Origin of the sequence: Streptomyces sp. NBC_00885, from assembly GCF_045207475.1 — a bacterium.
GTDB lineage: Bacteria > Actinomycetota > Actinomycetes > Streptomycetales > Streptomycetaceae > Streptomyces.
Map to the genome: position 1 here is coordinate 6550232 of NZ_CP108796.1, position 25893 is coordinate 6576124.

The 25893-nt window shown below is 70.6% G+C and carries 23 protein-coding genes and 1 tRNA gene; 14 read left to right on the forward strand and 10 right to left on the reverse strand.

Annotation, left to right across the window (positions count from 1 at the left end):
• Nucleotides 1-131: 131 nt before the first annotated feature.
• Nucleotides 132-335 carry a cold-shock protein gene (locus tag OHA61_RS29680; RefSeq protein WP_003969786.1) on the forward strand — a complete coding sequence of 68 codons (204 nt, stop codon included), beginning with the start codon at nucleotides 132-134 and terminating at the stop codon, nucleotides 333-335.
• A gap of 95 nt (nucleotides 336-430) precedes the next feature.
• Nucleotides 431-2014 carry a DEAD/DEAH box helicase gene (locus tag OHA61_RS29685; protein WP_406305602.1) on the forward strand — a complete coding sequence of 528 codons (1584 nt, stop codon included), beginning with the start codon at nucleotides 431-433 and terminating at the stop codon, nucleotides 2012-2014.
• Nucleotides 2015-2174: 160 nt separating this feature from the next.
• On the opposite strand, the gene OHA61_RS29690 is transcribed toward OHA61_RS29685, so the two are convergent.
• Genes OHA61_RS29690 through OHA61_RS29705 form a run of 4 tightly spaced genes read right to left on the reverse strand, consistent with a single transcriptional unit; the run spans nucleotide 2175 to nucleotide 5564 of the window.
• Nucleotides 2175-3245 (reverse strand): NAD(P)H-dependent flavin oxidoreductase, encoded by a 1071-nt coding sequence (locus tag OHA61_RS29690; RefSeq protein WP_406305603.1) that lies wholly within the window; start codon nucleotides 3243-3245, stop codon nucleotides 2175-2177.
• On the reverse strand, nucleotides 3245-3958 hold the full coding sequence (locus tag OHA61_RS29695; protein ID WP_406305604.1) for a CoA-transferase subunit beta: 714 nt from the start codon (nucleotides 3956-3958) through the stop codon (nucleotides 3245-3247). The genes OHA61_RS29690 and OHA61_RS29695 overlap by 1 nt, the downstream gene beginning before the upstream one ends.
• A complete protein-coding gene (locus OHA61_RS29700; RefSeq protein ID WP_406305605.1) occupies nucleotides 3955-4806 on the reverse strand; it encodes a CoA transferase subunit A in 852 nt (283 codons plus the stop codon). The genes OHA61_RS29695 and OHA61_RS29700 overlap by 4 nt, the downstream gene beginning before the upstream one ends.
• Nucleotides 4803-5564 (reverse strand): enoyl-CoA hydratase family protein, encoded by a 762-nt coding sequence (locus OHA61_RS29705; RefSeq protein WP_406305606.1) that lies wholly within the window; start codon nucleotides 5562-5564, stop codon nucleotides 4803-4805. The genes OHA61_RS29700 and OHA61_RS29705 overlap by 4 nt, the downstream gene beginning before the upstream one ends.
• Before the next feature lie 56 nt (nucleotides 5565-5620).
• On the opposite strand from OHA61_RS29705, the gene OHA61_RS29710 reads away from it, so the two are divergent.
• The 4 genes from OHA61_RS29710 (at nucleotide 5621) to OHA61_RS29725 (ending at nucleotide 8226) form a co-directional block, all read left to right on the forward strand.
• Nucleotides 5621-6373, forward strand: coding sequence for an SDR family oxidoreductase (locus OHA61_RS29710; RefSeq protein WP_406305607.1), 753 nt, complete (start codon nucleotides 5621-5623; stop codon nucleotides 6371-6373).
• A 1-nt stretch (nucleotide 6374) separates the two neighbouring features.
• Complete coding sequence (locus OHA61_RS29715) at nucleotides 6375-7298, forward strand: SDR family oxidoreductase (RefSeq protein ID WP_406305608.1); 924 nt, start codon at nucleotides 6375-6377, stop codon at nucleotides 7296-7298.
• A gap of 115 nt (nucleotides 7299-7413) precedes the next feature.
• On the forward strand, nucleotides 7414-7821 hold the full coding sequence (locus tag OHA61_RS29720) for a ribonuclease domain-containing protein (RefSeq protein ID WP_324990410.1): 408 nt from the start codon (nucleotides 7414-7416) through the stop codon (nucleotides 7819-7821).
• Between the two features lie 18 nt (nucleotides 7822-7839).
• Nucleotides 7840-8226 (forward strand): barstar family protein, encoded by a 387-nt coding sequence (locus OHA61_RS29725; RefSeq protein WP_406305609.1) that lies wholly within the window; start codon nucleotides 7840-7842, stop codon nucleotides 8224-8226.
• An 18-nt stretch (nucleotides 8227-8244) separates the two neighbouring features.
• Here the strand turns inward: OHA61_RS29725 and OHA61_RS29730 are convergent, their stop codons facing one another.
• Both OHA61_RS29730 and OHA61_RS29735 read right to left on the reverse strand, forming a co-directional pair.
• Nucleotides 8245-9753 carry an ankyrin repeat domain-containing protein gene (locus tag OHA61_RS29730; protein WP_406305610.1) on the reverse strand — a complete coding sequence of 503 codons (1509 nt, stop codon included), beginning with the start codon at nucleotides 9751-9753 and terminating at the stop codon, nucleotides 8245-8247.
• 23 nt (nucleotides 9754-9776) lie between these two features.
• Nucleotides 9777-10685 carry a hypothetical protein gene (locus OHA61_RS29735; RefSeq protein ID WP_406307522.1) on the reverse strand — a complete coding sequence of 303 codons (909 nt, stop codon included), beginning with the start codon at nucleotides 10683-10685 and terminating at the stop codon, nucleotides 9777-9779.
• A 223-nt stretch (nucleotides 10686-10908) separates the two neighbouring features.
• Here OHA61_RS29735 and OHA61_RS29740 point away from each other — a divergent pair, with 223 nt between their 5' ends.
• A complete protein-coding gene (locus OHA61_RS29740; protein ID WP_406305612.1) occupies nucleotides 10909-11682 on the forward strand; it encodes a S1 family peptidase in 774 nt (257 codons plus the stop codon).
• A 103-nt stretch (nucleotides 11683-11785) separates the two neighbouring features.
• Here OHA61_RS29740 and OHA61_RS29745 read toward each other — a convergent pair whose 3' ends face one another.
• Nucleotides 11786-13525: a glycoside hydrolase family 35 protein gene (locus OHA61_RS29745; RefSeq protein ID WP_406305613.1), complete on the reverse strand. Its 1740-nt coding sequence runs from the start codon at nucleotides 13523-13525 to the stop codon at nucleotides 11786-11788.
• 167 nt (nucleotides 13526-13692) lie between these two features.
• Between OHA61_RS29745 and OHA61_RS29750 the strand changes: the two genes are divergently transcribed.
• The 5 genes from OHA61_RS29750 to OHA61_RS29770 all read left to right on the forward strand — a co-directional run bounded on the left by OHA61_RS29750 (nucleotide 13693) and on the right by OHA61_RS29770 (nucleotide 20585).
• Nucleotides 13693-14571 carry a helix-turn-helix domain-containing protein gene (locus OHA61_RS29750; protein ID WP_406305614.1) on the forward strand — a complete coding sequence of 293 codons (879 nt, stop codon included), beginning with the start codon at nucleotides 13693-13695 and terminating at the stop codon, nucleotides 14569-14571.
• A gap of 66 nt (nucleotides 14572-14637) precedes the next feature.
• A complete protein-coding gene (locus tag OHA61_RS29755) occupies nucleotides 14638-14964 on the forward strand; it encodes a chorismate mutase (protein WP_324975600.1) in 327 nt (108 codons plus the stop codon).
• A gap of 79 nt (nucleotides 14965-15043) precedes the next feature.
• Nucleotides 15044-17533, forward strand: coding sequence for an aminopeptidase N (gene pepN, locus OHA61_RS29760; RefSeq protein ID WP_406305615.1), 2490 nt, complete (start codon nucleotides 15044-15046; stop codon nucleotides 17531-17533).
• A gap of 245 nt (nucleotides 17534-17778) precedes the next feature.
• On the forward strand, nucleotides 17779-19179 hold the full coding sequence (locus OHA61_RS29765; RefSeq protein ID WP_406305616.1) for a pyridoxal phosphate-dependent decarboxylase family protein: 1401 nt from the start codon (nucleotides 17779-17781) through the stop codon (nucleotides 19177-19179).
• Complete coding sequence (locus OHA61_RS29770) at nucleotides 19176-20585, forward strand: lysine N(6)-hydroxylase/L-ornithine N(5)-oxygenase family protein (protein ID WP_406305617.1); 1410 nt, start codon at nucleotides 19176-19178, stop codon at nucleotides 20583-20585. Before OHA61_RS29765 ends, OHA61_RS29770 begins: the two co-directional genes overlap by 4 nt.
• On the opposite strand, the gene OHA61_RS29775 is transcribed toward OHA61_RS29770, so the two are convergent.
• Nucleotides 20586-22379 (reverse strand): bifunctional metallophosphatase/5'-nucleotidase, encoded by a 1794-nt coding sequence (locus OHA61_RS29775; RefSeq protein WP_406305619.1) that lies wholly within the window; start codon nucleotides 22377-22379, stop codon nucleotides 20586-20588.
• 154 nt (nucleotides 22380-22533) lie between these two features.
• On the opposite strand from OHA61_RS29775, the gene OHA61_RS29780 reads away from it, so the two are divergent.
• Nucleotides 22534-23247, forward strand: a complete 714-nt coding sequence (locus OHA61_RS29780; RefSeq protein ID WP_328679030.1) for an SIMPL domain-containing protein — start codon at nucleotides 22534-22536, stop codon at nucleotides 23245-23247.
• A gap of 169 nt (nucleotides 23248-23416) precedes the next feature.
• Nucleotides 23417-24850: a pyruvate kinase gene (gene pyk, locus OHA61_RS29785; protein ID WP_406305620.1), complete on the forward strand. Its 1434-nt coding sequence runs from the start codon at nucleotides 23417-23419 to the stop codon at nucleotides 24848-24850.
• 34 nt (nucleotides 24851-24884) lie between these two features.
• Here the strand turns inward: pyk and OHA61_RS29790 are convergent, their stop codons facing one another.
• Complete coding sequence (locus OHA61_RS29790) at nucleotides 24885-25649, reverse strand: transcriptional regulator (RefSeq protein WP_406305622.1); 765 nt, start codon at nucleotides 25647-25649, stop codon at nucleotides 24885-24887.
• A gap of 109 nt (nucleotides 25650-25758) precedes the next feature.
• A tRNA-Leu gene (locus tag OHA61_RS29795) sits at nucleotides 25759-25833 on the reverse strand.
• Nucleotides 25834-25893 lie beyond the last annotated feature (60 nt).

Below are 25893 nucleotides of genomic sequence, written 5' to 3' on the forward strand. Positions count from 1 at the left end.
TGTGCGCCTGACGGGAATGCTTCCTCAGGCGCACATTATTGTTTCCGGCTTCTCCGGATGGGGGTCAATGCTAGCGACGGGAAATTCACGAGGTGTGAGTTTCCGGCTTGCCCCTGTTTTAGGAGAATGACATGGCTACTGGAACCGTGAAGTGGTTCAACTCGGAAAAGGGCTTCGGCTTCATCGAGCAGGACGGCGGCGGCGCCGACGTCTTCGCCCACTACTCGAACATCGCCACCTCTGGCTTCCGTGAGCTGCAGGAGGGCCAGAAGGTCTCCTTCGACGTCACGCAGGGCCAGAAGGGCCCGCAGGCGGAGAACATCGTCCCGGCCTAATCGCCTGACGCGTATCTCGCAGCCGGGGCCCGCACCGTCAAGGTGCGGGCCCCGGCTTGTGTGCTGTCTCACATGCCCAGGAGGGCAATATCCGCATGACTCGCTCCGAACGCCCGGCCCGTCCCACGACGCGACAGCGCCCGGTCAATTCCCGTGCCAAGGGCCCCGCGAAGGGCTCCGGCAAGGCTCCCGCCCGCAAGGCGGCGCCCCCGCAGGAATTCACGCTGCCGGAAACCATCACCCCCGCGCTGCCCGCCGTCGAGGCGTTCGACGAGCTGGACATGCCGGCCGCCCTGCTGAAGACCCTCGTGGCCCAGGGCGTGACCGAGCCCTTCCCCATCCAGGCCGCGACCCTGCCGAACTCCCTGGCGGGACGCGACATCCTCGGCCGCGGGCGCACCGGCTCCGGCAAGACCCTCGCCTTCGGGCTCGCGCTGCTCGCCCGTACCGCGGGCCGGCGCGCCGAGTCGAAGGCACCGCTCGCGCTCGTCCTCGTACCCACGCGTGAGCTCGCACAGCAGGTAACCGACGCCCTGGCCCCCTACGCGACCTCCGTGCAGCTGCGGATCGCCACCGTCGTCGGCGGGCTGTCGATCACCAAGCAGTCGGGCGCGCTGCGGCGCGGCGCCGAGGTGCTGGTGGCCACCCCGGGGCGGCTCAAGGACCTCATAGAACGCGGCGACTGCGTACTCGACCAGGTGTCGATCACCGTCCTGGACGAGGCCGACCAGATGGCCGACATGGGCTTCATGCCGCAGGTCACGGCGCTGCTCAAGCAGGTCGAGGCGGGCGGCCAGCGGATGCTGTTCTCGGCCACGCTGGACAAGAACATCGACCGGCTCGTACGGATGTTCCTCACCGATCCCGTCGTGCACTCCGTCGACCCGTCCGCTGGCGCGGTCACCACGATGGAGCACCATGTGCTGCACGTCGCGGACGAGACCGACAAGAAGGCCGTCGCCGTGCGCATCGCCGCCCGTGACGGCCGGGTGATCCTCTTCGTCGACACCAAGCGCTCCGCCGACCGCTTCGCCAAGCGGCTCCTCGCCAGTGGCGTACGGGCCGCGGCGCTGCACGGCGGCCGCTCGCAGCCGCAGCGCAACCGCACGCTCGACCAGTTCAAGAACGGGCAGGTCACCGCACTGGTCGCGACCAATGTCGCCGCCCGTGGCATCCACGTCGACGACCTCGACCTCGTGGTGAACGTCGACCCGCCCGTCGACCACAAGGACTACCTCCACCGCGGCGGCCGTACCGCTCGGGCGGGCGAGTCCGGCAGCGTCGTCACGCTGGTGCTGCCCGAGCAGCGGCGCGAGATGACCCGTCTGATGGCGGACGCGGGCATCAACCCGCGCTCGGCCCGGGTCAAGTCCAGCGACGAGGAGCTCAGCCGCATCACGGGCGCGCGCGAGCCGTCCGGGGTCGCGGTCACCATCGAGGTGCCGCAGCCGGTCGTGCAGCAGCAGCGACCGCAGCGGCGGCGGGCGCAGGTGCCGGGGCAGGGTGCGTCGCAGGGCGGTGGTGGCGGTGGCCGCGGCCGTGGGCGGCGCGGTGGGGGCGGCGGCCAGGGTGCCGGTGCCGGCGGCGGTCAGGGTGGCCAGCCTCGCCAGGGTGGCCAGGCCCGCCAGGGGGGTCGCCCGGCGGGCGGCGCGAGGGGCGGCCGGCGCACGGCGGCGTAGTCGCCTGCGGCGGGCTTCACCCCCACCCCGCCCCTTCCCGTAACCAAGGGGCTTCGCCCCCTGGACCCCCGTATGCGACCTTCGGCCGCATGTCCTCAAACGCCGGACGGGCTGAATTTCCGCCGGCGTTTGAGGCGCGGGGTCTGGGGCGGAGCCCCAGTTACGGGAAGGGGCGGGTAGGGGAACAAGCCCGCGGCAGCGCACCCAGCACCTGCCCCGCCTCCGACATCACCCGGCCCACCAGCTCCTCACAGCTCGGCAAGTCCTCGATCAGCCCCGCCACCTGCCCCGATGCCATCACGCCCAGATCCGTGCGGCCCTCCACCATCGAGGCCCTCAGCAGCATCGGGGTGTTCGCGGCGAGGAGGACCTGGCTCCAGGTCAGGTCCTTGCCGTGCTTCATGGCCAGGCCGTCGCGGATCAACCGGGACCAGGACAGGCCCGAGATCTTCTTGAAGCCCGCCGCCCGGCGCACCGCCTGCGTCAGCGCTCGCGTACGGCCCGCACGCTCGAGCGAGTCGACCAGCTCGCTCCGCAGCATCCGGTGCGGCAGACCGTCGACCGCCGTGGTGACGGTGACGTCCTTGACCGTCGCGGCCAGGTACTTCGCCTTGACCGCGTCCGGCACCGTCGAGTCCGACGTGAGCAGGAAGCGCGTGCCCATCGCGATGCCCGCCGCCCCGTAGGCCAGCGCCGCGACCAGGCCGCGTCCGTCGTGGAAGCCGCCCGCGGCGATGACCGGGATGTCGACGGCGTCCACAACCTGCGGGAGCAGGACGGTCGTTGCCACGTCACCGGTGTGGCCCCCGCCCTCGCCGCCTTGGACGATCACCGCGTCCGCGCCCCACGCCGCCACCTTCTCGGCATGCCGCCGCGCGCCGACCGAGGGGATCACGATGACCCCCGCGTCCTTCAGCTCGGCGATCAGTTCGCGGGACGGCGCGAGGGCGAAGGAGGCGACCCGGACCCCTTCGTCGATGATGATCCGTACGCGATCGCGCGCATCGCCCGCGTCCGCCCGCAGATTGACGCCGAAGGGCGCGTCCGTCCGGGAGGCGACCTCGCGGACGGCCCGGCGCAGCTCGTCGAGGGTCATCGTCGCCGAGGCGAGGATGCCGAGCGCACCCGCACGGGCGGTCGCGGAGACCAGGCGGGGTCCCGCCACCCACCCCATGCCCGTCTGGACGACGGGGTGCCGTACGCCGGTGAGTTTCGTGAGGGCCGTCTCCATCAGACCCTGACCTCGCGCTCGCGCAGGCCCTTCGGGTCGATCACCGCACGGATCAGCCGCAGTTCGGCGGCGGTCGGCTCACGCGTGTGCGGGACACCGTCGGGGATCGTGAGCGCGAAGCCGGTGGCCTGACGGATCTGTTCGACCGTGACACCCGGGTGCACGGACGCGAGCCGCATCGAGCGGTCCTCGGTCTCGAAGTCGAAGACGCCGAGGTCGCTGACCACCCGCGGGATGCGGTGGTGGCGCGCACCGGCGGCACGGTCGTAGCCGACTCCGCACACCATGTCGACCCGTTCGACGAAGACCCGGAGGGAATGCCTGGGCACCCAGTAACTCACCGGATTGTTCAGGGTGTTGACGGGCGCCCCGCGTACGCCGAGGAGCTGGCGGGTGGGCCGCTCCCACGCTCCGATGCAGGAGATGTTCTGGTTTCCGTAGCGGTCGATCTGGCTCGCGCCCATCATCACGTGCCGTTTGCCGCCGGTGACCAGTGCGAGGTGCTGGCGGTACGGCAGCCAGCCCTCCGTCGTCCCGTCCGGGCCGACGAGCATCGCCTCGCCGTCCGTCATGAGGAGGTCGGGGGAGAAGGTCGCTCTGGCCAGCCGGGCGCCGACGGACGGGATCAGCCCCATGGGGCTGGCCAGCACTTCGCCGTTGCCCCGCCATGCCTCGGCGCAGGCGATCACGCAGTACTCGGAACGACTGATCACTGCTGCTCCTCTTGCCAGGCCTGGACCGCCGACTGGTAGTCGTGCTCGCTCGTGCCGGACAGGAAGCGCCGCGCGAACTCGGGCCAGGGGGTGGTCGCGTACAGCCTCTGGAAGGACTCGTCGCGGCCGTGGTCGGGGGCGCACGAGGTGAAGTGCGCGCCGTTCGGCGTCTCGACGACTCCGGTGACCGAGTGCCGTTTGACCAGCAGGGTCTGCGGGGCGGCGCCCTTGGTCAGCTCGGCGGTCTCGACCAGCTGCTCGCAGGAGACGTACGCGGTGTCGGCGGCCTCGCAGAACAGATCGTCGAAGTAGGGATCGGGACCCAGATACTGGCCGTTGCCGAGCCGGTCGGCACGGTTGAGGTGGACGAGCGCTGCGTCCATCCGCAGGGCGGGTACTGCCACGAACTCCTCGCCGTCCTCGTACGGCGAAGTGACCGTGCGCAGCTCGGGGTTGACCCGCATCACGTCCGAGCCGAGGCCCGCGCGGACGGGGAGGAAGGGCATCCGGTTGGCGGCGGCGGTCAGTCCCCACATGAACATGGCCTCGTCGATCTCGGTGAGGGCGAAGTCGCCCCGCTCGCGGGCGGCGCGGTAGTGCGGTTCGAGCGGGATCGAGTCGAGGGTGACGAAGGCCGTGACGAGTCTGCGGATGCGGCCGGCGGCGGCGAGGAGGCCGATGTCGGGGCCGCCGTAGGAGACGACGGTGAGATCAGTGATCTCAGTACGGAGCAGTGCTCGCACCAGGGCCATGGGTTTACGGCGCGAGCCCCAGCCGCCGATGCCGATCGTCATCCCGCTGCGCAGGCGGGAGGCGACGTCGTCGGGCGTCATCGTCTTGTCGGTCACGCTCGGTCCTCCTTCTTGCCTTCGGTGCCGAAGGTGTCGCGGACGCGGCCGGCGACCCCGCTGAGGTTGGCCTCGAAGGTGAAGCCCTGCTCGAAGCGGTAGCTGCGGCGTACGTCGACGGGGTCGATGCCGTTGATGGCGGCCTTGGCCAGCCGGATGAGCAGGCCGTCCTTCTGTGCGATCTCCCGCGCCAACTCCAGTGAGGCGTCAGCCAGTTCGTCGCGCCGGACGACCTTCCAGACCGAGCCGTGGGCATGCAGCTCCCGCGCGGTGGCGGTACGGGAGGTGTAGTACAGCGCGCGCATCAGATGCTGGGGGACGAGCCGGGCGAGATGGGTGGCAGCGCCGAGTGCGCCGCGGTCCAGTTCGGGCAGTCCGAAGACGGCGTCGTCACTGGCGACGATCGCGTCCGCGTTGCCGACGAGGCCGATACCGCCGCCCAGGCAGTAGCCGTTCACGGCCGCGACGACGGGGACCTCGCACTCGTAGACCGCGGCGAAGGCCTCGTAGCAGCCGCGGTTGGCGCCGATGAGGGCGGAGTGTCCGCTGTCGCGCTGCATCTCCTTGATGTCGACGCCCGCGTTGAAGCCGCGGCCAACGGCGGCCAGGACGACGCAGCGGACCTCGGGGTCCCGGCCGGCCGCGCGCAGTGCGTCGGCGAGGTCGTACCAGCCCTGTACGGGAAGGGCGTTGACGGGTGGGAAGTCGACCGTGACGGTGCAGATACCCCTCTCGGGGCTTGCGGTGGAGACACCCATGGGCGGATCAGCTACCTTTCCACCAAACATTTGTTAGGTGAGGAAGGTAGCAGCCGATGGAGCTGGGCGGGAGGGTGGCCGTCGTCACCGGCGGCACGCGGGGCGTGGGCGCGGGAATCGCCCGCGCGTTCGTTCGGGCGGGCGCCAAGGTGGTGATCTGCGCGCGGAGGCCGCCCGAAGTGCCCGTCGCCGGGGCGGAGTTCGTCACCCTCGACCTGCGTGATCCGGCGGCGGTGGGCGAGTTCTTCGACGGGGTCGTGGCCCGGCACGGCCGGCTGGACACCCTCGTCAACAACGCGGGCGGCACGCCGTACCGTCTGCTCGGGGAAGCGGACGCGGCGCGCCACGCCCGCGTGATCGAGCTCAACCTCACCGCGCCCCTGACCTCCTCGCTCGCGGCCCACGGGCATCTCAGAACCGCCCGCGGTTCGGTCGTGATGATCGGCAGCGTCAGCGGCGGCCGCCCCTCGCCCGGCACGGCCGCGTACGGGGCGGCGAAGGCCGGACTGGAGAGTCTGGCGCGCTCGATGGCCGTGGAGTGGGCACCCGAGGTGCGGGTGAACACCCTGGTCCTTGGCATGGTCCGCACCGAACTGTCCCCTCTGCACTACGGGGACGAGGAGGGCATCGCCGCGGTGGGCCGCACGGTCCCGCTGGGACGGCTGGCCGAGCCTTCCGAGATCGGTGACGCGGCCGTGTTCCTCGCCTCCCCGCGGGCGGCGTACATCAGCGGCGCCTCGCTGCTCGTGCACGGCGGCGGGGAGCGCCCCGCCTTCCTCGATGCCGCAACTGTCAACAAGGAGACCTGAGATGACCGGCAGTGCCGTCCCGGGGAACAGCCCCCGTACCCCCGGCAAGAACATGTGCGACGGGCGAGTGGTGATCGTGACGGGCGCGGGGCGCGGACTCGGCCGGGCCCACGCGCTCGCCTTCGCCGCCGAAGGCGCCAAGGTCGTCGTCAACGACCTGGGCGTCGGCCTCGACGGGGAAGGCGGATCGAGCGGACCCGCCCGGCAGGTCGTCGAGGAGATCGAATCGCTCGGCGGCCGCGCCGTGGCGCACGGCGGTGACATCGCGACGAGCGAGGGCGCGGCCTCTCTCGTCAGCGCCGCGCTGGAGGCTTACGGACGGCTCGACACCCTGGTCAACAACGCGGGCTTCCTGCGCGACCGGATGCTCGTCAACCTCGACGAGGACGACTGGGACGCCGTGATGCGCGTCCATCTGAAGGGCCACTTCCTTCCGCTCAAGCACGCCGCAGCGCACTGGCGCTCCGAGGCCAAGGCGGGGCGGACGGTTGCGGCACGCGTCGTCAACACCACGTCCGGGGCAGGGCTGTTGGGCAGCGTCGGCCAGGGCAACTACGCGGCGGCCAAGGCCGGAATCATCGGCCTGACCCTTGTCGCGGCGGCCGAGATGGGCCGCTACGGCGTCCAGGTCAACGCCATCGCGCCGGCGGCCCGCACCCGGATGACCGAGGAGACCTTCGCCGGTCTTTCCGCCCTGCCCGAGGATGTGTCGCCGCTCGTCGTCTGGCTGGGCTCGGCGGCCAGTTCGGGCGTGAGCGGCCGTGTCTTCGAGGCCGAGGCGGGCCGTATCACCGTCATGGAGGGCTGGCGTCCCGGCCCCACGGCCGACAGGGGAGCGCGCTGGAGTCCTGCCGAAGCGGGCGAAGCCACGCTCAAGCTGCTGGCCGAGGCCGAGCCTCCGGGACCTGTGTACGGCGTGCGGTAGCTGTGCGGAAAGAACGTGAAGGCAGGAGTCCGCCGGTTCTTTCCCCGGTTAACTCCCGGGAAATTAAGCCCAGTTGGCGTTGACGCGTCAAGGTCTACGCGCATCAATGGTGCGTATGCGAATCCCCCCACGAATCGCCACCCTCGGTGGCATCGCTGTCCTCGCCTCCACCCTCCTCATCGGCGGACAGGCAACAGCCGCCCCCTCGGCCACGGTCACCCCCACGACCGCCGCCGACGTCGGTCACATCTGCTACTCCGACCTCCCCTCCCAGGCGCATGACACCCTCGACCTGATCGACCAGGGCGGGCCCTTCCCGTACAAGCAGGACGGAACCGTCTTCTCGAACCGCGAAGACGTCCTGCCGTCGCACTCCTCCGGCTACTACCACGAGTACACGGTCATCACCCCGGGCTCCCCGAACCGCGGCGCCCGCCGCATCGTCACGGGCAGCGCGGCCCAGGAGGACTACTACACCGCCGACCACTACGCCTCGTTCGACCTCGTCGACCACCGCTGCTGAGCCGGTATCCTCCGCCCCGTGACCAGGACCTATGTGATCGACGGGGCGGAGGTCACCGACCTCGACGCCTTCTGGCGGGTGATCGGCGAAGCCGTGAACGGGCCCGGCGGCTACTTCGGCCGCAATCTCGACGCCTTCGCCGACTGCCTCAGCGGCGGCATGGGGACACCGGACGACGGCGACTTCGTCATCGAGTGGCACGACCATGAGCGCTCCCGTACGGCGCTGGGCCGGGACGAGACCGTACGACAGCTTCAGCTGCGCCTCGCGCGGTGCCGTCCGGCGAACAGGGCGTTTGTCCAGCAGCAGTTGGAGCAGGCGAGGGTCGGCATCGGCTCGACCGTCTTCGACTGGCTGGTGGAGATCATGGAGGAGCGGGCGCCCGGCGCGCTCCGTCTGATGTGAGCACTGCGACGAGCACGATCAGCGGTAGCGCGGCGCGGTCTGCTCCAACCGCCGCCTGAGCCTCTCGTCGTGTATGTGCCGCACGGCTTCCGCGGCCGCCTCGCGCGCGTACCCGTCCGGGTCCGCGTCCGCGAGAATCCGCGCCAAGGTCGCTTCCGCACGCGGATCCTGACGGATCGCCAGCCCCCGGGCCGCCTCGGCCGCCGTGTCCACGTCGCTGTCGGTGAGCCGCGCCGCCAGCGCCTCCCGGATCTCCGTCGTATCGGCTTCCACGTCCGCGAGCGCCGTGGTCGCCCAGTCCCTGACATGGGGGTCCACGTCCCGGCTCAGCGTGATCAGCGTCCCGATGCCCTCGGCGTGATCGCCCGGGACGAGCCCGAACAGTGAGAGCGCCACCTGATTGCGCACCTCCGCGTCCGGATGCCCGGCATGGCGCAGGATCTCGGGGAGGGCGGCCGGATCCCCGTGGTGCCCGAGCCCGAGGACGACGGCCTGGATCAGCTCCGGCTCCCGTGCCTCCCGGGACAGTTCGCGCAGCAGTGGCAGCGCGCGGGCCGCGAACGGGCGCAAGTCCTCCTCCCCGAAGCCCAGTTGAGCCAGCACGTCCGCCGCGAACGCCTGGCGCAGCTGATCGTCGCTCGCACACCAGGCGGCCGCCGCCTGGAAGGTCTCCTCGCCGCCGCGGCTCCACAGAGCCATCACCGACTCGACCCAGTCGTCCTGTCCGGGATCACCGCAGCGCAGGGCCCGCTCGGCCAGGTCCTCGTACGGGGTCCGGATCCCCAGCTGCCCCTCGAGCAGCGTCACGATCGCCGCGTGGCCGGTCTGCTGCTCACTGCCCGCCCTCGGTGCGCCGTCCTGGAGCAGCTCGACGACGACCGTCACCCCGCCGTCCTCCTCGATCCGGCGCGCCACCGTCTCGTACTCCTGGCCCTTTCCGTACGCGCTGAGCAGCCCCTCGCGCAGCTCGCTCTCCACATCCCGCGTGAGCCACTGCCGGGCCTCCGCGAGCGCCGCCTCCTTCGCTTTGGCGCCGTGCCGCAGCAGGGCCCGCACGGTCGAGGGGGAGCCGCGGCGGGCGGCGAGCACCAGTGGCCGCTCGCCGCCGGGGCCCTCCAGATCGGGGTCGGCGCCGTACTCCAGCAGGGCCTCGGCCGTCGCGGCGTGCCCCAGCGTCACCGCCCAGCGCAGTGCCGTGAAGCCGTACGCCTCCGGCTGGTCCGGCCGGGCGCCCGCGGCCAGCAGCGCCCGTACCACTTCGGTGTGCCCGCCGATCGCGGCCCCGCACAGCGGCAGATCCCCGCCCTCGGGGCCCGAGCCGCGCCCCGGGTCGGCGCCCGCCGCCAGCAGCAGCCGCACGATGCCCGCTTCGTCGCTCACCGCCGCCCGGTAGAGCGGAGTCTGCCCCTCCGTGTCGGTCAGGTCAGCGGGGACCTTGGCCCGCAGCAGAGCCACGACGGCGTCCTGCGCGCCGCTGTATACCGCTTCGAACATCTCGCGGGCGCCCGCCGTCGGCTCTTTCGTCATATTTCGAGCCTACGGAAGGTCGGTCAGGTGTCGCATTCGAGAATCGTGCGGCACAGCCCGCAGCGGGCCCGTACCCGCCCGCGCACGGGAACACGGATGCGCTGGTGGCAGGTGGGGCAGGGGAAGGAGACGCGCAGCCCGTCCGGCCCGTGCTCGAAGGCATACGCGGACGACTCGGCCTCGGGGGAGTGTGCGCCGGCCCCTGCCGGGTGCTCCCGGGCGAGGCGGCGCTCCTTGGCATAGCGGTGGCGTCCCGTCCACCCGGCCGTGGTCAGCGGCGGCTGCTGGGCGTCGCGCAGGGCCATGGCGCGGCCCTTGGTGTACGCGGTGTAGCCCTGCGGGCTGGTGAACCAGGGCGAGGGGTCCTCGCCGAAGGCGATCGCCCGCTTGGCCAGGACATACCCGAACTCCTCGGGCGTGAGATAGCCCAGCTTCTGGCTGGTGACACCGTCCTCCCGGAAGGCGTCGAGCAGCAGCCAGCCCGCGCCGAGATAGGTGGTCGCGGTGTCCGTGAGGATCTCGTTGTCGCGGGTGCCGGGGAAGGCCAGGTCGAGCCGGTGCAGCAGCACATGCATGATCTCGTGGGCGAGAGCCGCCCCGATGTCTCTGCGATGCGTGCGGAAGCGGTCGTTCAGCTCGATGAAGTACTCCGGGCCCCCGACGAGTTCGACGCTCGCGGCATGGTGCATCTCGCGAAAGCTCACCACCATCCGGGCGTCCGGCAGCCGCAGATGCTGGACCAGCGCGTGGGCGACGCGCTGGGCGCCGAGATGGAGATCGTCCTGGTCGGCGAAGGCGACGTCGGCGGGCAGCACGCTCGGCGCGTAGGAGTGCACACCGTCGGGCGAGATCCGCTTGTACAGAGCGGTGATCGCCGCCCGCACGGTGTCGAGGTGCGGATAGCCGTGTACGACCTCGCTGTCCTTCGCCACCACGTCCCGTACCCCCCATGCATGACGGTCGGCCGCTTTCAACTCTACGGGCAGGGAGAGGCGAATCCCCGCTGGTGAAGCTGGCCGAAAAGTGGTCCTTGTGACCCGGGAGATCCACTCTCCATAATCCGGTTCACGCTTTGTCGGGCCCATGTCAGCGTGCCGCAACGCTGCCTGGATCCGTGCGGGGCGTACATCTCAACCCCCCACGAAAGGCAGTCAGTTGAAGAAGAACCTCGTTCGCGCGCTCCAGAGATGCGCCGCCGCAGGCGCCGTCGTCCTCGCCGCGATCAGCCTCCAGCCCACCTCGTCCTCGGCCGCCACCCCGCCCGTCGTCGGCGGCACCCGCGCCGCCCAGGGCGAGTTCCCGTTCATGGTCCGGCTCTCCATGGGCTGTGGCGGCGCGCTCTACACCAAGCAGATCGTGCTCACCGCCGCGCACTGTGTGAGCGGCTCCGGCAACAACACCAGCATCACCGCGACCGCGGGCGTCGTCGACCTGCAGAGCTCCAGCGCCATCAAGGTCAAGTCGACCAAGGTCCTGCAGGCCCCCGGCTACAACGGCACCGGCAAGGACTGGGCGCTGATCAAGCTCGCCAAGCCGATCGACCTGCCCACCCTCAAGATCGCCGACACCAAGGCCTTCGACAACGGCACCTTCACCGTCGCCGGCTGGGGTGCGGCCCGCGAGGGCGGCGGCCAGCAGCGCTACCTCCTCAAGGCCCAGGTGCCCTTCGTCTCCGACGCCAGCTGCAAGCAGGCCTACCCCGAACTCGTGGCCGGCGAGGAGATCTGCGCCGGGTTCCAGCAGGGCGGCGTCGACACCTGCCAGGGTGACTCCGGCGGCCCGATGTTCCGCAAGGACAACAACAACGCGTGGATCCAGGTCGGCATCGTCAGCTGGGGCGAGGGCTGCGCACGGCCCGACTACCCGGGTGTCTACACCGAGGTGTCCACCTTCGCCTCGGCCATCAAGTCCGCGGCGGCCAGGCTCTAGCAGCGAGGTCTCCAGGCGTATTGACCCCGCCTGGCCAGTACGTGAGAGGTGAGGGGCAGGTGCTGGGCGCGTCGGTCCAGCACCTGGCCCTTGGGGGCGGGATTCACCCCAGCCACAACGAACCCCCCGCCCCCTCCAGCTCCAGCACCCACACCTCGTTCGCGCCCTCGCGCAGCACCGGCCCCGGCACGAACAGTGACCGCTGCGGCCCCACCGCCCAGTACCGCCCCACGCAGAAGCCGTTCACCCACACGAACCCCCGCGTCCAGCCGGGCAGTTCGAGCCTCGCATCCCCCGCCGCAGCCGCATCGAACGAGCCCCGGTAGAGGCCCGCCGCACCCCCCTCGGGCGCCCGGAAGGGCACCTTCTCCACCGCCGCCGGTTCGAACGCGGCCAGCCGCAGCCCCCGCGCCCGTACGCCGTGCAGATACTGCCGCTCGTGCAGCACCCCGCCCGTGATGCCCTTCGACTCGCCCGTGCGCGGCCCGTAGTTGACGCGACCGAGCGACTCCACCCACAGCTCGACCGACGCGGGGCCGGCCACCGGCTCCGCCAGGGCCTCGTACTCGCCGCTCAGCACACCCGCCGCGACCCCGTCCACGTACACGACGGCCCGGTCCCGCAGGCCCGCGACGCTCAGCGGAAACGGCCGGCGCGGGCCCGGCACAGCCACCTGGTAGCGGACCAGACCGCGGTCCACGCCCAGTTCCTCGAAGGTGGGCGGCACGGGAGCCTCCACCTCGTCGTCGCCGAGCGCCTCCAGCACATCGTCGAGCGGCGCCCACGCCCGCAGGTCCACCCGCAGCCGCGCACCCAGGACGGCGGGCTCGGGCGGCAGTTCGGGCAGCGGCCCGTCGTGATGGCGCGCCAGGACCTCACGGAGGCTGAAGAACTTCTCGGTGGGACGCCCGGCCTCGTCGATCGGCGCGTCGTAGTCGTAGGAGGTGACAGTCGGCTCCAGTTCGAGATCCTGGAGATCGCCCGTGCGGTTCGCCCCGGCCCAGCCCGCGAAATTCGTTCCGCCGTGCGCCATGTACACATTCACCGACGCGCCCGCGTCGAGGATCTCCCGCAGCGCGGCCGCCGCATCCGCCGGCCGGCGCTCCACATGGTCGTCGCCCCAGTGATCGAACCAGCCGCACCAGAACTCCATGCACATCAGCGGTCCGGCGGGCCGGTGGCGGCGCAGCGTGGCGAAGGCCTCCCGGGCCCCGGACCCGAAGTTCACCGTCGCGAGCACACCCGGCACCGAGCCGCCGGTGAGCATATGGTCCTCGGGCCCGTCGGAGGTGACCAGCGGGACGCTCACCCCGCAGCCCCTGAGCAGGTCCACGAGATGGCGCAGATAGTTCTGGTCGGAGCCGTAACTGCCGTACTCGTTCTCGGCCTGCACCATGATCACCGGGCCGCCGAGCGTGATCTGCCGCTCCACGACCTGCGGCAGGAGCCGGGTGAACCAGCGCTCCACATGCCCCAGATACTCGGCGTCCTCCGTGCGCACCCGCCGCCCGAGCCGCCCGGTCAGCCAGTGCGGCAGCCCACCGTTCTCCCACTCGGCGCAGATGTACGGACCCGGCCGCACGATCGCCCACAGTCCCGCCCTGCCCGCGGCGTCCAGGAAACGGCCCACCGCATCCGCGTCGGCGTACCGGCCGGGCTCCGGCTCGTGAAGGTTCCAGGGGACATACGTCTCGACGCAGTTGAGGCCCATTGCCCGCAGCATCGCCAGCCGGTGGTCCCACTGCTCCTCGTGCACCCGGAAGTAGTGCAGCGCGCCCGACAACAGCTGTACGGGCCGCCCGTCCATCAGGAAGTCCGTATCACCCACCGTGAACTCAGCCACGTATCGCCCCTCACCTAGGCCCTGTCCGGCCGATCAGGCCGGACAGGGCCTGGTCACGTACCGCGACCAACCATCGCCCCCTGGCGGCGAGCCGGTCCATGGACAAAGATCGGCGCTGTTTGGACGCAACTCACGCACCCGGAGCCCGGGGAAGGGGAGAGAAGCGGATGTACCACACCTGGATGCGCTATTTCACCCCGAGCCCCGTCCATCACCGCCTCGGCCTGGCCTGCCTCGGCGTCGGCCTCCAGCACGGCGTCCTGCCCACCGTCGGACCCCGCACCCTGGACCACCATGTCGCCGTCGTGATCAGCGCGGGCAGCGGCTGGTTCCGCGCTCCCGACGGGCGCCGCACCACCGTCACGGCACCCGCGCTGATCTGGCTCACTCCCGGCGTGCCGCACCACTACGGCCCCGACCCGGCCGGCGGCTGGGACGAGAGCTTCGTCGACTTCACCGGACCCGCGACCGCCACCTACACCGAATTGGGCTACATAGAGCCCGAGCGGCCCGTCGTCCCCCTCTCCGACGCCGCGGGCGCCCGCGCCGCAGTCGGCCGCATCGCACGGGCCGCGCGCCGCGGCAACCCGCTCCTGGAGGTCGAGACCGGCGCCGCCGTCCACGAGCTGCTCGTCGCCCTGCGCCGCGCCCGCGCCGACACCAACGCCGAGGGCGACCCCGTGCTTACCGCGCTGGCCCGCGACGCCTTCCGGCCGCTCTCCGTCACCGAGCACGCCGCCCGGCACGGCATGACCCCCGCCGAACTGCGCACCGCCGTGCGCCGCGGCGCGGGCTGCAGCCCCAAGGACTACCTCCTCGGCATCCGCCTCGGCCGGGCCAAGGAACTGCTCGCCGCCACCGAACTGCCCGTCGCCGCGGTCGCCCGGCGGGTCGGCTACGAGGACCCGGCGTACTTCTCCCGCCTCTTCACCCGCCGCGTCGGCACCGCGCCCATCCGCTTCCGCGAGCAGCAGGGCCGCAGCGTCCCCGGCGGCTGGAGCAACCAGATCCCGGACCCCGACCACCCGCCGACGATCACCACCTGATCACCGGTGACCACCAGGTGATCGCCATGTGATCCGCACGCCCCCGGCCACGTAAGCTCGATGACCATGACCACGAGGGACATCGACGAGGGCGTACGCGCCGAACTGAACCGTCTGCGCGAGAGCATCGACAACATCGACGCGGCGGTCGTCCATATGCTCGCGGAGCGCTTCAAATGCACCCAGCAGGTCGGCCATCTCAAGGCCGAGCACCATCTGCCGCCCGCCGACCCGGACCGTGAGTCGCGCCAGATCGAGCGGCTGAGGCAGCTGGCCGAGAGCGCGAAACTGGACCCCGCCTTCGCGGAGAAACTGCTCAACTTCATTATCGCCGAAGTGATCCGGCACCACGAGACGATCGCGGCCGGCCCGCCCCCCTCGTCCGACTCCTGAGTCCCCCCGGGGTCCCGTGCGCTGACGGCGAAACCGATACCCCGTGTGCGGGGCAGGTCCCATCAGGCAGCATGGCCCCATGCCCGTATTGACGCGCGACGAAGCGCAGACCCGAGCCCAGCTCCTCGACGTCCACCGCTACACGGTCGAACTCGATCTCACCGGCGGGGAAGAGACCTTCGACTCCCGGACCGTCATCCACTTCACGGCCCGCGCCGCCGGGGACACCTTCGTCGAGCTCAAGCCGGCCGTCCTGCGCTCCGTCACCCTCGACGGACAGCCCATAGACCCAGAGTCACTCGCCGAGAACCGGCTCGCGCTCACCGGCCTGAGCGCAGGAGACCACGAGCTGCACGTCGATGCCCAGATGCGCTACTCCCGCACCGGCGAGGGCATGCACCGCTTCACCGACCCCACCGACGGTGAGGTCTACGTCTACACCCAGATGTTCATGGAGGACGTCCAGCGCGTCTTCGCCGCCTTCGACCAGCCCGACCTCAAGGCCGTCTTCGAGCTCTCCGTAACCGCCCCCCAGGGCTGGACGGTCCTCGGCAACGGCGTCGCCACGCACCAGGGCGACGGCAGGTGGACCTGCGCCCCCACCCCGCCGCTCGCCACCTACCTCGCGGCCGTGGCCGCCGGCCCCTGGCACTCCGTACGCACCGAGCACGCCGGACTGCCCTTCGGCCTCCACTGCCGCCGCTCGCTCGCCCCGTACCTGGACGCCGACGCCGACGAGATCCTCGAGATCACCCGCCAGTGCTACGACCGGTACCACGAGAAGTTCGAGGAGCCCTACCCCTTCGACTCCTACGACCAGGCCTTCGTGCCCGAGTTCAACGCCGGCGCGATGGAGAACCCGGGCCTGGTCACCTTCCGCGACGAATTCATCTACCGCTCAGCCGTCACCGACACCGAGCGGCAGACCCGCGCCATGGTCATCGCCCACGAGATGGCCCACATGTGGTTCGGCGATCTCGTCACGCTCAGGTGGTGGGACGACATCTGGCTGAACGAGTCCTTCGCCGAATACATGGGCTACCAGACCCTCACCGAAGCCACCCGCTTCACCGACACCTGGGTCGACTTCGGCATCGGCCGCAAGGCCTGGGGCTACGACGCCGACCAGCGGCCCTCCACCCACCCCGTCGCCCCCGACCCGGACGCCGTCCCCGACACCGCGTCCGCGATGCTCAACTTCGACGGCATCTCCTACGCCAAGGGCGCCTCCGCCCTGCGCCAACTGGTCATCTGGCTGGGCGAGAAGGACTTCCTGGCCGGCATCAACACCCACTTCGCCCGCCACAAGTTCTCCAATGCCACCCTCGCCGACTTCATCGACTCGCTGGCGGGCGCCACGGACCGCGACGTGCCCGGCTGGGCCGAGGCCTGGCTGCGTACGACCGGCGTCGACACCCTCACCCCGACCGTCTCCGAGTCCGAGGGCACCTGGTCGCTCAAGGTCGCCCGCGACGGCAGCCGCCCGCACCGCATCGCCGTCGGCGCGTACGACAACGACCCCGTGCACACCGGCCGGCTCGTGCTGCGCGACCGCCTCGAACTGGACATCCCGCAGAACGGCAGCGGCCCCCACCCCGGCCGCCGCCCGGCCCTCGTCCTCCTCAACGACGGCGACGCAAGCTACGCCAAGGTCCGACTCGACGCCACCTCCTGGGACACCGCCGTACGCTCCCTCTCCGGCATCCCGGACCCGCTGACCCGCACCGTCGTCTGGAACGCCGCCCGCGACATGGTCCGCGACGGCGAACTCGTCCCCGCCGCCTACCTGGAGGCCGCCCGCGCCCACCTCCCGCGCGAAACGGACCTCGCCGTCGTCCAGGGCGTCCTCGCCTTCGCCGCGACCCAGCTCGCCGACCGCTACCTCCCCGCCGACGAGCGGCCCGCCGCGCTCGGCGCGATCCGGGGCATCTGCCGCGATCTGCTGCGCCGCACCGAGGACGGCAGCGAGCCCGGCCTGCGGCTGACCGCCGTACGCCACTTCATCGACGCGGCCGCGCAGCCGGAGACGCTCCAGGAGTGGATCGGCGACGGCAGCGTCCCCGGCGGTCCCGAGCTCGACCCCGAGCTGCGCTGGCGGATCCTGTACCGGCTCGCCGTCCTCGGCGCGAGCGACGAAGCGGCGATCGCGGCCGAACTGCACCGTGACCCGAGCGCCACCGGCCAGGAGGGCGCGGCCCGTTGCCGTGCAGCGCTGCCCACGGCGGAGGCGAAGACGGCGGCCTGGCAGCGGCTGTTCACCGACAACTTGCTGTCCAACTACCTGTTCAGCGCCACGGCGCAGGGCTTCTGGCAGCCCGAACAGGCCGATCTGGTACGGGAGTACGTCGCCCGCTACTACCCGGACTCGGTGGCCCTCGCCGCCCGCCGCGGCCCGGCCATCGCGGAGGCCGCGGGCCGTTACGCCTTTCCGCTCCACGCGGTGGACGAGGAGTCGCTGACCCTGGGCGAGGAGTGCCTGCGCAACACGGACATGATCCCGGCCCTGCGCCGCAAGCTGGTCGACCAACTGGACGACCTGCGCCGCGCACTGTCGGTGCGAGCGGGCTAGCACGCCTCAAGCGCCGGGGGCTGGATGTGCGGCTCGGCCGCACATCTCAGCCCCTCCGGCGTTTGAGGAGCGGGGTATGGGGCGGAGCCCCAGTTCGGGAAGGGGCGGGTAGGGGACAAGGCCCGCCGCAGGCGCCACCCGCCCCCACCCCGCCCCCACCCCACCCCCACCCCCCAATACCCCTTTCGCGTCCGGATCGTTGAGCAATGCGCGCACCCCGCCCCCGCGCTCAACGAAGGACCCGCATGAGTACGCCGCCGCCCGGCCTCCCCGCCCTCGCCGGAGGTACCGCAGGCCCCGACGCCCTGCGGCCCCTGCTCGCCGTCGTGCTCGACGCGCTCCGCGACGGCGCGGCGGACCGCGGCGGCCCGCTGCCGAGCGGCGGCCCGGACGCCGTAGCCGCCAGGGTGCGCGAGGCCGTCGAGCCCGTGCTCCCCGACCACGGCACCGGCGCCGACGAGGCACTGCGCACCCTCGTCCGCACTTTCGCGCACGGCGCCGCCGACCCCGCCGACCCCCTGTGCGCAGCCCACCTCCACACCTCCCCCCTCGCGCTCGCCGTCGCCGCCGATCTCGCCGCGTCCGCGCTCAACCCGTCCCTGGACTCCTGGGACCAGGCCCCGGCCGCGTCCGCGCTGGAGGCCCTGGTGAGCAGGGCACTGGCGAAGGAGGTCTACCCGCACGCCCAGGACCCTGACGCCCTGGTCACCACCGGCGGTACCGAGTCCAATCTGCTCGGCCTGCTCCTCGCCCGCGAACGCCACGGCGCGGTCCAGGTGATCTGCGGGTCCGCCGCCCACCACTCACTGCACCGCGCCGCCTGGCTGCTCGGTCTGCCCGAGCCGGTGACCGTACCCTCGCCCGCGGGCATCATGGATCTGGCCGCGCTCGACGAGGCCCTCACCGATCTGCCGGGCCCGCGCCTCGTCGCGGCGAGCGCCGGGACCACCGACACCGGGCAGATCGACCCGCTGCCCGAGATCGCCGGCCTGTGCGACCGCCACGGCGCGGAGCTCCACGTCGACGCCGCGTACGGCGGACCGCTCCTGTTCAGCGAACAGCACCGAAGCAAGCTGAACGGCCTCGAACGCGCCCACTCCGTCACCCTCGACCTGCACAAACTGGGCTGGCAGCCGGTCGCCGCCGGCCTGCTCGCCGTCCCGGACCGGACACTCCTCGCGCCCCTCGCCGTCCGCGCCGACTATCTCAACGCCGACGACGACACCGAAGCGGGCCTGCCCGATCTGCTCGGCCGCTCCCTGCGGACCACCCGCCGCCCCGACATCCTCAAAGTCGCCGTCACCCTCCGGGCGCTCGGCCGCACCGGCCTGGCCGCGCTCGTCGACCGCACCTGCGCCGCCGCCGGACAGCTCGCGGACCTGATCGAGCAGCAGCCGCAACTTCAGCTGTACGAACGCCCCACCCTCACCACCGTCCTGTTCCGGCCCGCGGCGGCCACCGACGAACAGACCGCGGCCATCCGCCGCACCCTTCTCACCGCGGGTCGCGCCGTGCTCGGCCGTGCCCGCGCTGACGGCCGCCTCTGGCTCAAGGCCACCCTCCTCAACCCCCACGCCACCCCCGGCGACCTGACCGCTCTGATCCAAGAAGTCCTGATCGAACTCGTGGAAGGCACCCCCCGATGACCGGCACGCCCGCACCAGAACAGGACCAGCCCCACGACCTCGTGGGCATCGGCATCGGCCCCTTCAACCTCTCCCTGGCCGCCCTCGCCCACGGCGTCCCCGGCGGGCTCGCCGCGACCTTCTACGAGCAGCGGCCCACATTCACCTGGCACCCCGGTGTGCTGATCGAGGGCGCCACGCTCCAAGTCCCGTTCCTCGCCGACCTGGTGACCCTCGCCGATCCGGCCAGCCCCTGGTCGTTCCTGAACTATCTGCGCTCCCGGGACCGGCTCTTCCCCTTCTACTTCGCCGAACGGTTCCACATCCAGCGCGCCGAGTACGACGCGTACTGCCGCTGGGTCAGCGACAGTCTGCCCGGGCTGCACTTCGGCCATCAGGTCGACGCCGTCCGCTGGAACCCTGAACGGGACCTCTTCGAAGTGGACTTCACCCAGCTCGACACCGAGGGCGAGGCGCAGGCCCTGGGCCGCGCCTACGCGCGAAACCTCGTGCTCGGCGTCGGCACCGAGCCGTACGTCCCCGGGCCGCTGCGGCCCCTCGCCGAGGCCCCCGCCGTCCCCGTGATCCACTCCTCGGACTATCTCGGCAACCGCGAACGCCTCCTGGCCGCCGAGCACATCACGGTCATCGGCTCCGGCCAGTCCGGCGCGGAGGTCTTCCTCGACCTGCTGCGCGCCCGGCCGGCCGGGGCCGAGAAGATCCACTGGCTGGCCCGTACGGAAGCCTTCGCGCCGATGGAGTACTCCAAGCTCGGCCTGGAGCACTTCACCCCCGACTACACCCGCTACTTCCACGCACTGCCCGAGCAGACCCGCGACGCTCTCGTCCCGCGCCAGTGGCAGCTCCACAAGGGCATCGACGCCGACACCATCGCCGCCATCCACGAAGAGCTCTACCGCCGCACCCTGCACGGCGGCTGGCCCGACGCCGTCCTCACCCCCGGCGTCACCGTGCGCACCGCGGGCCGCGTCGGAACCACCAAGGTCGAGCTGCATCTGGAACACGCCCAGCAGGGCACCCGCTCCCAGCTCACCACCAACGCCGTGGTGCTGGCCACCGGCTACCGCGAGCGGTCACTCGACCGGATGCTGGCCGGCCTCGACCCGCACATGCGCCGCGACGCCTCCGGCCGCCCCCGCGTCGACGCCCGGTTCCGACTGCTCCTGGACCCCCCGGTGACCGGCGCGGTCTACGTACAGAACGCCGAGCGCCACACACACGGCGTCGGCGCCCCCGACCTCGGCCTCGCCGCCTGGCGCAGCGCCGGCATCCTCAACTCCCTCACCGGCGAGGAGCACTACCCGCTGCCGCGCCGCACCGCCTTCACCAGCTTCGGCCTGCAACGCGAACAGGCCCGCCCGGCGCATGCGCCGGCGAGCCTGCTCCCGCTGGTGGACCACGCCTGATCAGAAGACCGGCGTACCCTCACGAGTCAGCTTCCAGCCCACCGTGGCGAACTGCGCCGGGTCGACCGTGCCCTTCGCCTTCACCCAGTTGATGATCGTGTTGCGGATCTCCTCCGAATTCGCCCACAGCTGCTGGGAGCGCGCGACATGCGGGAAGTTCCCGCCGCCGCTGGCCCGGTAGTTGTTGACGGCCAGCACGAACTGCGCGGCAGGATCGATCGGCTTGCCGTCGAAGGACAGCTTCGCGATCCGCGAACCGGCCGGCTTGGCGATGTCGATCTCGTACGTGACACCCGAGAGCGCGTCGTAGTTGTAGTCCGGGGTGTTGTCCGCGTTGGTCAGCTTGGCGGTGTCGACCGGAGCGCCCGCCGGTGTCTGCACGAAGTAGCGCGCCGAGAACTCCAGATAGTCCTTGATCTGCGCTCCGGTCAGCAGCCGGGCCTCAAGGGTGTTCTCGAAGACATAGAGTCCCGCCGCGTCCCTGATGGTCACCTGGCCCGCCGGGATCGCGGCCGTACGCGAGAAGCAGGAAGCCTGCGAGAGGACGGGCAGCGCGGCGTACTGGCCGCCGGCAAGCGCACCCTTCACCGTCTCCGCCTGGACATGGTTGATCAGGTCGATGATCGGCTCGTCCTTCCACGGCGCGTCGGCCGTGGTCATGCCGGCCGTGGAGGTGCCGATGACCTGGTTGACGTAGGCCACGACCTTCTTGTGCTCGTCGCCGAGCAGGCAGGTGATCTTGGGGTCCTCGTCGGCCGTGTTGGAGTTGAGGACCTGCGCGCCGACCTTCTCGACCGTCCAGCAGTCCTTCTCCCACACGAGGTCGAAGTCGAACAGGGTGAGGCGCTGGCCCCACTTGAGCGGCTCGGAGAGCACGACCTTCTGGCCGGTCTCCTTGTTGGCGACGAAGTACTCGGCGATCTCGGTGTGCGCGTGGCCGACGAGTATCGCGTCGATGCCGGGCACCTGCTCGGCCACCAGACCCGCGGCGTTCTCGATGTAGGGCAGCTGGTCGCCGTAGGAGGACGTGCCGCTGGAACCCGAGTGCGCCGAGACGATCACGACGTCCGCACCCATGGAGCGCAGCTTCGGCACCCACTTCGCGGCCTGCTCCTCAAGGCCCGGGAAGACCATCTTGCCCTGGACGTTGGCCTTGTCCCAGATGGCGATGCCGGGGTTGGTCAGGCCCAGTACCGCGACCTTGACGTCACGGCCGTGCGGGGTGCACAGGCGGTGGATGCTGTACGGCGGGAAGGCCGGGCGGAGCGTCTTGGCGTCCAGCGCGTTCGCACCGAGCAGCGGGAAGTCGCACTGCTCCTCGAACTTGCGCAGCACGGGGATGCCGTAGTTGAACTCGTGGTTGCCGAGCGCCGCGGCGTCGTACCCGATCGCGTTCATGGCCTGCGCCATCGGGTGCACGGGACCGCGCCGGGCCGTGATCGGGTCGACCTTGGCGTAGTAGTACGAGAGCTGGGTGCCCTGGATGGTGTCACCGGCGTCGATGAGGAGCGTGTTGCGGCGGCCCTTCTCCTCGCGGATCCTGTTCACCAGCGTGGAGATCTTCGCCAGGCCCACGTCGTTGTGGGTCTTGTCGTCGAACTCCTTGTCCGTGAAGTAGTCCCAGTTGAAGACATTGCCGTGCAGGTCAGTGGTGCCCATGACGGTGAAGGAGTACCGCTTCGGCGGACGTGTGCGGCCCGTCGCCGCGGCGGGGGTGGCAGTGGCTCCGGCAAGCGCGACACCGGCGCCGGTAGCGGCGGACGTACCCAGGAACGTCCTTCGATCGAGCGGCATTTCGTCTCCCTCTTGAGATGGCACAACGCGCGTAGATTCTGGCGCAGGAACCACGTCCCGCAACACCCCCTGGGGGTTTCCATCTGGTGACCACCCGTTGTCGGACCCGGATGGGAGAGTGGTTGTGACGACCGCGACACGAGGGAGCCCGCCCGTGACCACCGACGCACCCACCACCGCCGCTCCGTACGGCACCCCGGAGACGCCACGGGTCGCCGTCCGCGGCGAGGCGCGGCTGGAGTTCGACCCGGAGATCGCCAGGATCGGCGTCACGGTCAGCGCGCGCGGCACGGACCGGCGCAGCGCCCTGGAGGACCTCACCCGGCGCAACTCCACAGTCCTGGACCTGATCAAGTCGTACGGCGAATCGGTGGAGAAGCTGGAGACCGGCGCCTTCTCCATCACGCCCGAACTGACCCGGCACGGCCGGGGCGAACGCGTCCGCGCGTACTACGGCCGGGTCCACATCACCGCGGAACTCAGCGACTTCACGGCGCTCGGCGAACTCACCACCCGGCTCGCGGACCTTGAGCTGACCCGCGTCGACGGCCCCTGGTGGGCCCTGCGCCCGGACTCCCCGGCCCACGGCGAGGCCCGCCGCCAGGCCGTGAAGGAGGCCGTTCAGCGGGCCCGTGAATACGCCGAGGCGCTGGGTGCGCGGCTGGCCGCCCTGGTCGAGCTCGCCGACCTGGGCGCGGAGAACGCCGTGCCGTACCAAATGCCGCAAGCCCCCGGTGCCATGCGCATGGCCGCGTACGGCGGCACCGAATCCGCCGAAATCGCGCCCGCTCTGGACCTGGAGCCACAGCGTCAGACCGTCTACGCGCAGGTCAATGCCCGCTTTACGATGACGCCGCCACAGCTGTGACGGAGTGTGATCAGAGGGTCAACTGAGGGGTGGGTTCCGGTGGCCCGGAATGCTCATCGGAGCACCCCCGCGCACAATTAAACACTTGTCAATAACCCTTCACGTAAAGGTTGTTGAGTGGTCATGCGAGGCCAATTCTCTACCGGCCGGTAAGCCCTAGGCTCGACATATGCGCCGAGCAAAGATCGTCTGCACTCTTGGACCCGCCACCGACTCGTACGACCAGATCAAGGCACTGGTCGAGGCCGGAATGGACGTCGCCCGCTTCAACCTCAGCCACGGCACCTACGTCGAGCACGAGGAGCGCTATCAGCGCGTTCGCAAAGCGTCCGACGAGTCGGGCCGCAGCGTCGGCGTCCTGGCCGACCTTCAAGGTCCGAAGATCCGCCTGGGGCGCTTCCGTGAAGGTCCCGTACTGCTTGAACGCGGAGACGAGTTCACCATCACCGTCGAGGAGACCGAGGGCGACCGCCACATGTGCGGTACCACCTACGCGGGCCTCGCCTCAGACGTCACCATCGGTGAGCGCATCCTCGTCGACGACGGCAAGGTCGCCCTGGAAGTGACCGCGGTGGACGGCCCCAGGGTCCGCACCACCGTCGTAGAAGGCGGCATGATCTCCGACCACAAGGGCCTCAACCTTCCTGGCGTCGCCGTCTCCGTCCCCGCCCTGTCCGAGAAGGACATCGAAGACCTCCGCTGGGCGCTGCGCATCGGCGCCGACATCATCGCGCTCTCCTTCGTACGCAACGGACGCGACATCGAGGACGTCCACCGCGTCATGGACGAGGAGGGCCGCCGGCTCCCCGTCATCGCGAAGGTCGAGAAGCCGCAGGCCGTCGAGAACATCGACGACATCGTGGCCGCCTTCGACGGCATCATGGTCGCCCGCGGCGACCTCGGCGTCGAAATGCCCCTGGAGCAGGTGCCGATCGTCCAGAAGCGCGCCATCAAGCTCGCCAAGCGCAACGCCAAGCCGGTCATCGTGGCGACCCAGATGCTCGACTCGATGATCGACAACTCCCGCCCCACGCGCGCCGAGGCATCCGATGTCGCCAACGCCGTCATCGACGGCACCGACGCGGTGATGCTTTCGGGCGAGACGAGCGTCGGGAAGTACCCCGTCGAGACGGTGAAGACGATGAGCCGCATCGTGGAGGCGGCCGAGGAGGACGTGCTCGCCAAGGGCCTGCCGCCGCTGACCGAGCGCAACAAGCCCCGCACCCAGGGCGGCGCGGTGGCCCGTGCGGCCGCGGAGATGGGCGACTTCCTGGGCGCGAAGTTCCTGGTCGCCTTCACCCAGTCCGGCGACACGGTCAAGCGGCTGTCCCGCTACCGCTCCCCGATCCCGCTGCTGGCCTTCACACCGGACGCGGCCACGCGCTCCCAGCTCAACCTCACATGGGGAGTGGAGACCTTCCTCGGCCCGCATGTCGACTCGACGGACGCGATGGTCGCCCAGGTCGACGAGGAACTGCTGAAGATCGGCCGCTGCCAGAAGGGCGACATCGTGGTGATCACGGCCGGCTCCCCGCCCGGAGTCCCGGGCTCCACGAACCTGGTACGGGTGCACCACATCGGCGAGGACGACAGCCCCGCGTAGGCGGCTGGTTGGGTCTGTCGGGTGGGGGGTGTGGTTAGTACTTCGGCCCGACGTGCAGGTCCATGAGCGCGACGGAAGCGCGCTTGGCGACGGAGATGTTCTTCGTGTTGGCCTGCTTCCACTCGACGCCAACGTTGTCGAGCGCACCAACGTAGAGCTGCCGGATGTCGTCCGAGACGTTGGTGAAGAAGTACCGCGGATACTCGTAGCGTTTCTGCTCGCCGTTGACGAGGCGGCTGGTCCAGTTCGTGATCCGACAGCCGTCGGAGTGGACCAGGCCGCGGATGAATTCCCAAGGCTGCGCGTCGACGATCTCGTGTTGCCACGGTTCGAGCGCGATCTTCCGCTCGTGCTTCTTGCCCGGCCCATGCTGGGGGAAGAGACACGGCCAGTGCCTGCCATAGCTCGTGACCATGACGTAGCCCTGCTTCTGCAAAATGCAGCAACTGCCCTCCGGGCGCACGGCCAAGATGGCGGACCGGCAGCTGTCGATAAGCCCGGGCCACGCGTCGGCGCACGCGATTCGCAGGTGGTATCCGCCGCGTGGGTGGGCGCTGATGCAGCCATCGCCAAGGTAGAGGCCCAGGAGATAGGAGTACGCGGCGGCATCGTCAGGGACTCCGCGATCGGGCAGGCATCTGGGGCACGGTGGGGCTTGCATGCGCGGCAGGGGTTCGATCCGCGTCCGCCACTCGCGGATTGCGGCGCGCGATATGCCAACCTGCTTGCTTACCGAGTTCAGGCTGCACCCTTGGGCGATGAGTGACAGGGCTCGCTTGCGAGTATCAACGTCGTACATGCGGCCGAGCCTGGCCGGATTTTCAGGGCCTAGGAGCGGAACGGCGACACGATCACACGTTCACGTGAACCTCGACTATTTCAACGTGACCTTGGAACCGAAGGAAAGGTGCCCCGGGTCGGACTCGAACCGACACTGTATGGGTTTTGAATCCATTGCCTGCTGCCAATTGGGCTACCGGGGCTCACAGAATCAAAGGTTTCCCCTGACCTGCCGCAGCAACACCTTACCGCAGCTGGGTAGG

Excerpts from the sequence above, each read along its gene's own strand:
- OHA61_RS29680 (WP_003969786.1), top strand. The coding sequence starts at position 132 with ATGGCTACTGGAACCGTGAAGTGGTTCAACTCGGAAAAGGGCTTCGGC.
- OHA61_RS29685 (WP_406305602.1), top strand. The coding sequence starts at position 431 with ATGACTCGCTCCGAACGCCCGGCCCGTCCCACGACGCGACAGCGCCCG.
- OHA61_RS29690 (WP_406305603.1), bottom strand. The coding sequence starts at position 3,245 with ATGGAGACGGCCCTCACGAAACTCACCGGCGTACGGCACCCCGTCGTC.
- OHA61_RS29705 (WP_406305606.1), bottom strand. The coding sequence starts at position 5,564 with ATGGGTGTCTCCACCGCAAGCCCCGAGAGGGGTATCTGCACCGTCACG.
- OHA61_RS29710 (WP_406305607.1), top strand. The coding sequence starts at position 5,621 with ATGGAGCTGGGCGGGAGGGTGGCCGTCGTCACCGGCGGCACGCGGGGC.
- OHA61_RS29715 (WP_406305608.1), top strand. The coding sequence starts at position 6,375 with ATGACCGGCAGTGCCGTCCCGGGGAACAGCCCCCGTACCCCCGGCAAG.
- OHA61_RS29720 (WP_324990410.1), top strand. The coding sequence starts at position 7,414 with ATGCGAATCCCCCCACGAATCGCCACCCTCGGTGGCATCGCTGTCCTC.
- OHA61_RS29730 (WP_406305610.1), bottom strand. The coding sequence starts at position 9,753 with ATGACGAAAGAGCCGACGGCGGGCGCCCGCGAGATGTTCGAAGCGGTA.
- OHA61_RS29750 (WP_406305614.1), top strand. The coding sequence starts at position 13,693 with ATGTACCACACCTGGATGCGCTATTTCACCCCGAGCCCCGTCCATCAC.
- OHA61_RS29755 (WP_324975600.1), top strand. The coding sequence starts at position 14,638 with ATGACCACGAGGGACATCGACGAGGGCGTACGCGCCGAACTGAACCGT.
- pepN (WP_406305615.1), top strand. The coding sequence starts at position 15,044 with ATGCCCGTATTGACGCGCGACGAAGCGCAGACCCGAGCCCAGCTCCTC.
- OHA61_RS29765 (WP_406305616.1), top strand. The coding sequence starts at position 17,779 with ATGAGTACGCCGCCGCCCGGCCTCCCCGCCCTCGCCGGAGGTACCGCA.
- OHA61_RS29770 (WP_406305617.1), top strand. The coding sequence starts at position 19,176 with ATGACCGGCACGCCCGCACCAGAACAGGACCAGCCCCACGACCTCGTG.
- OHA61_RS29775 (WP_406305619.1), bottom strand. The coding sequence starts at position 22,379 with ATGCCGCTCGATCGAAGGACGTTCCTGGGTACGTCCGCCGCTACCGGC.
- pyk (WP_406305620.1), top strand. The coding sequence starts at position 23,417 with ATGCGCCGAGCAAAGATCGTCTGCACTCTTGGACCCGCCACCGACTCG.
- OHA61_RS29790 (WP_406305622.1), bottom strand. The coding sequence starts at position 25,649 with ATGTACGACGTTGATACTCGCAAGCGAGCCCTGTCACTCATCGCCCAA.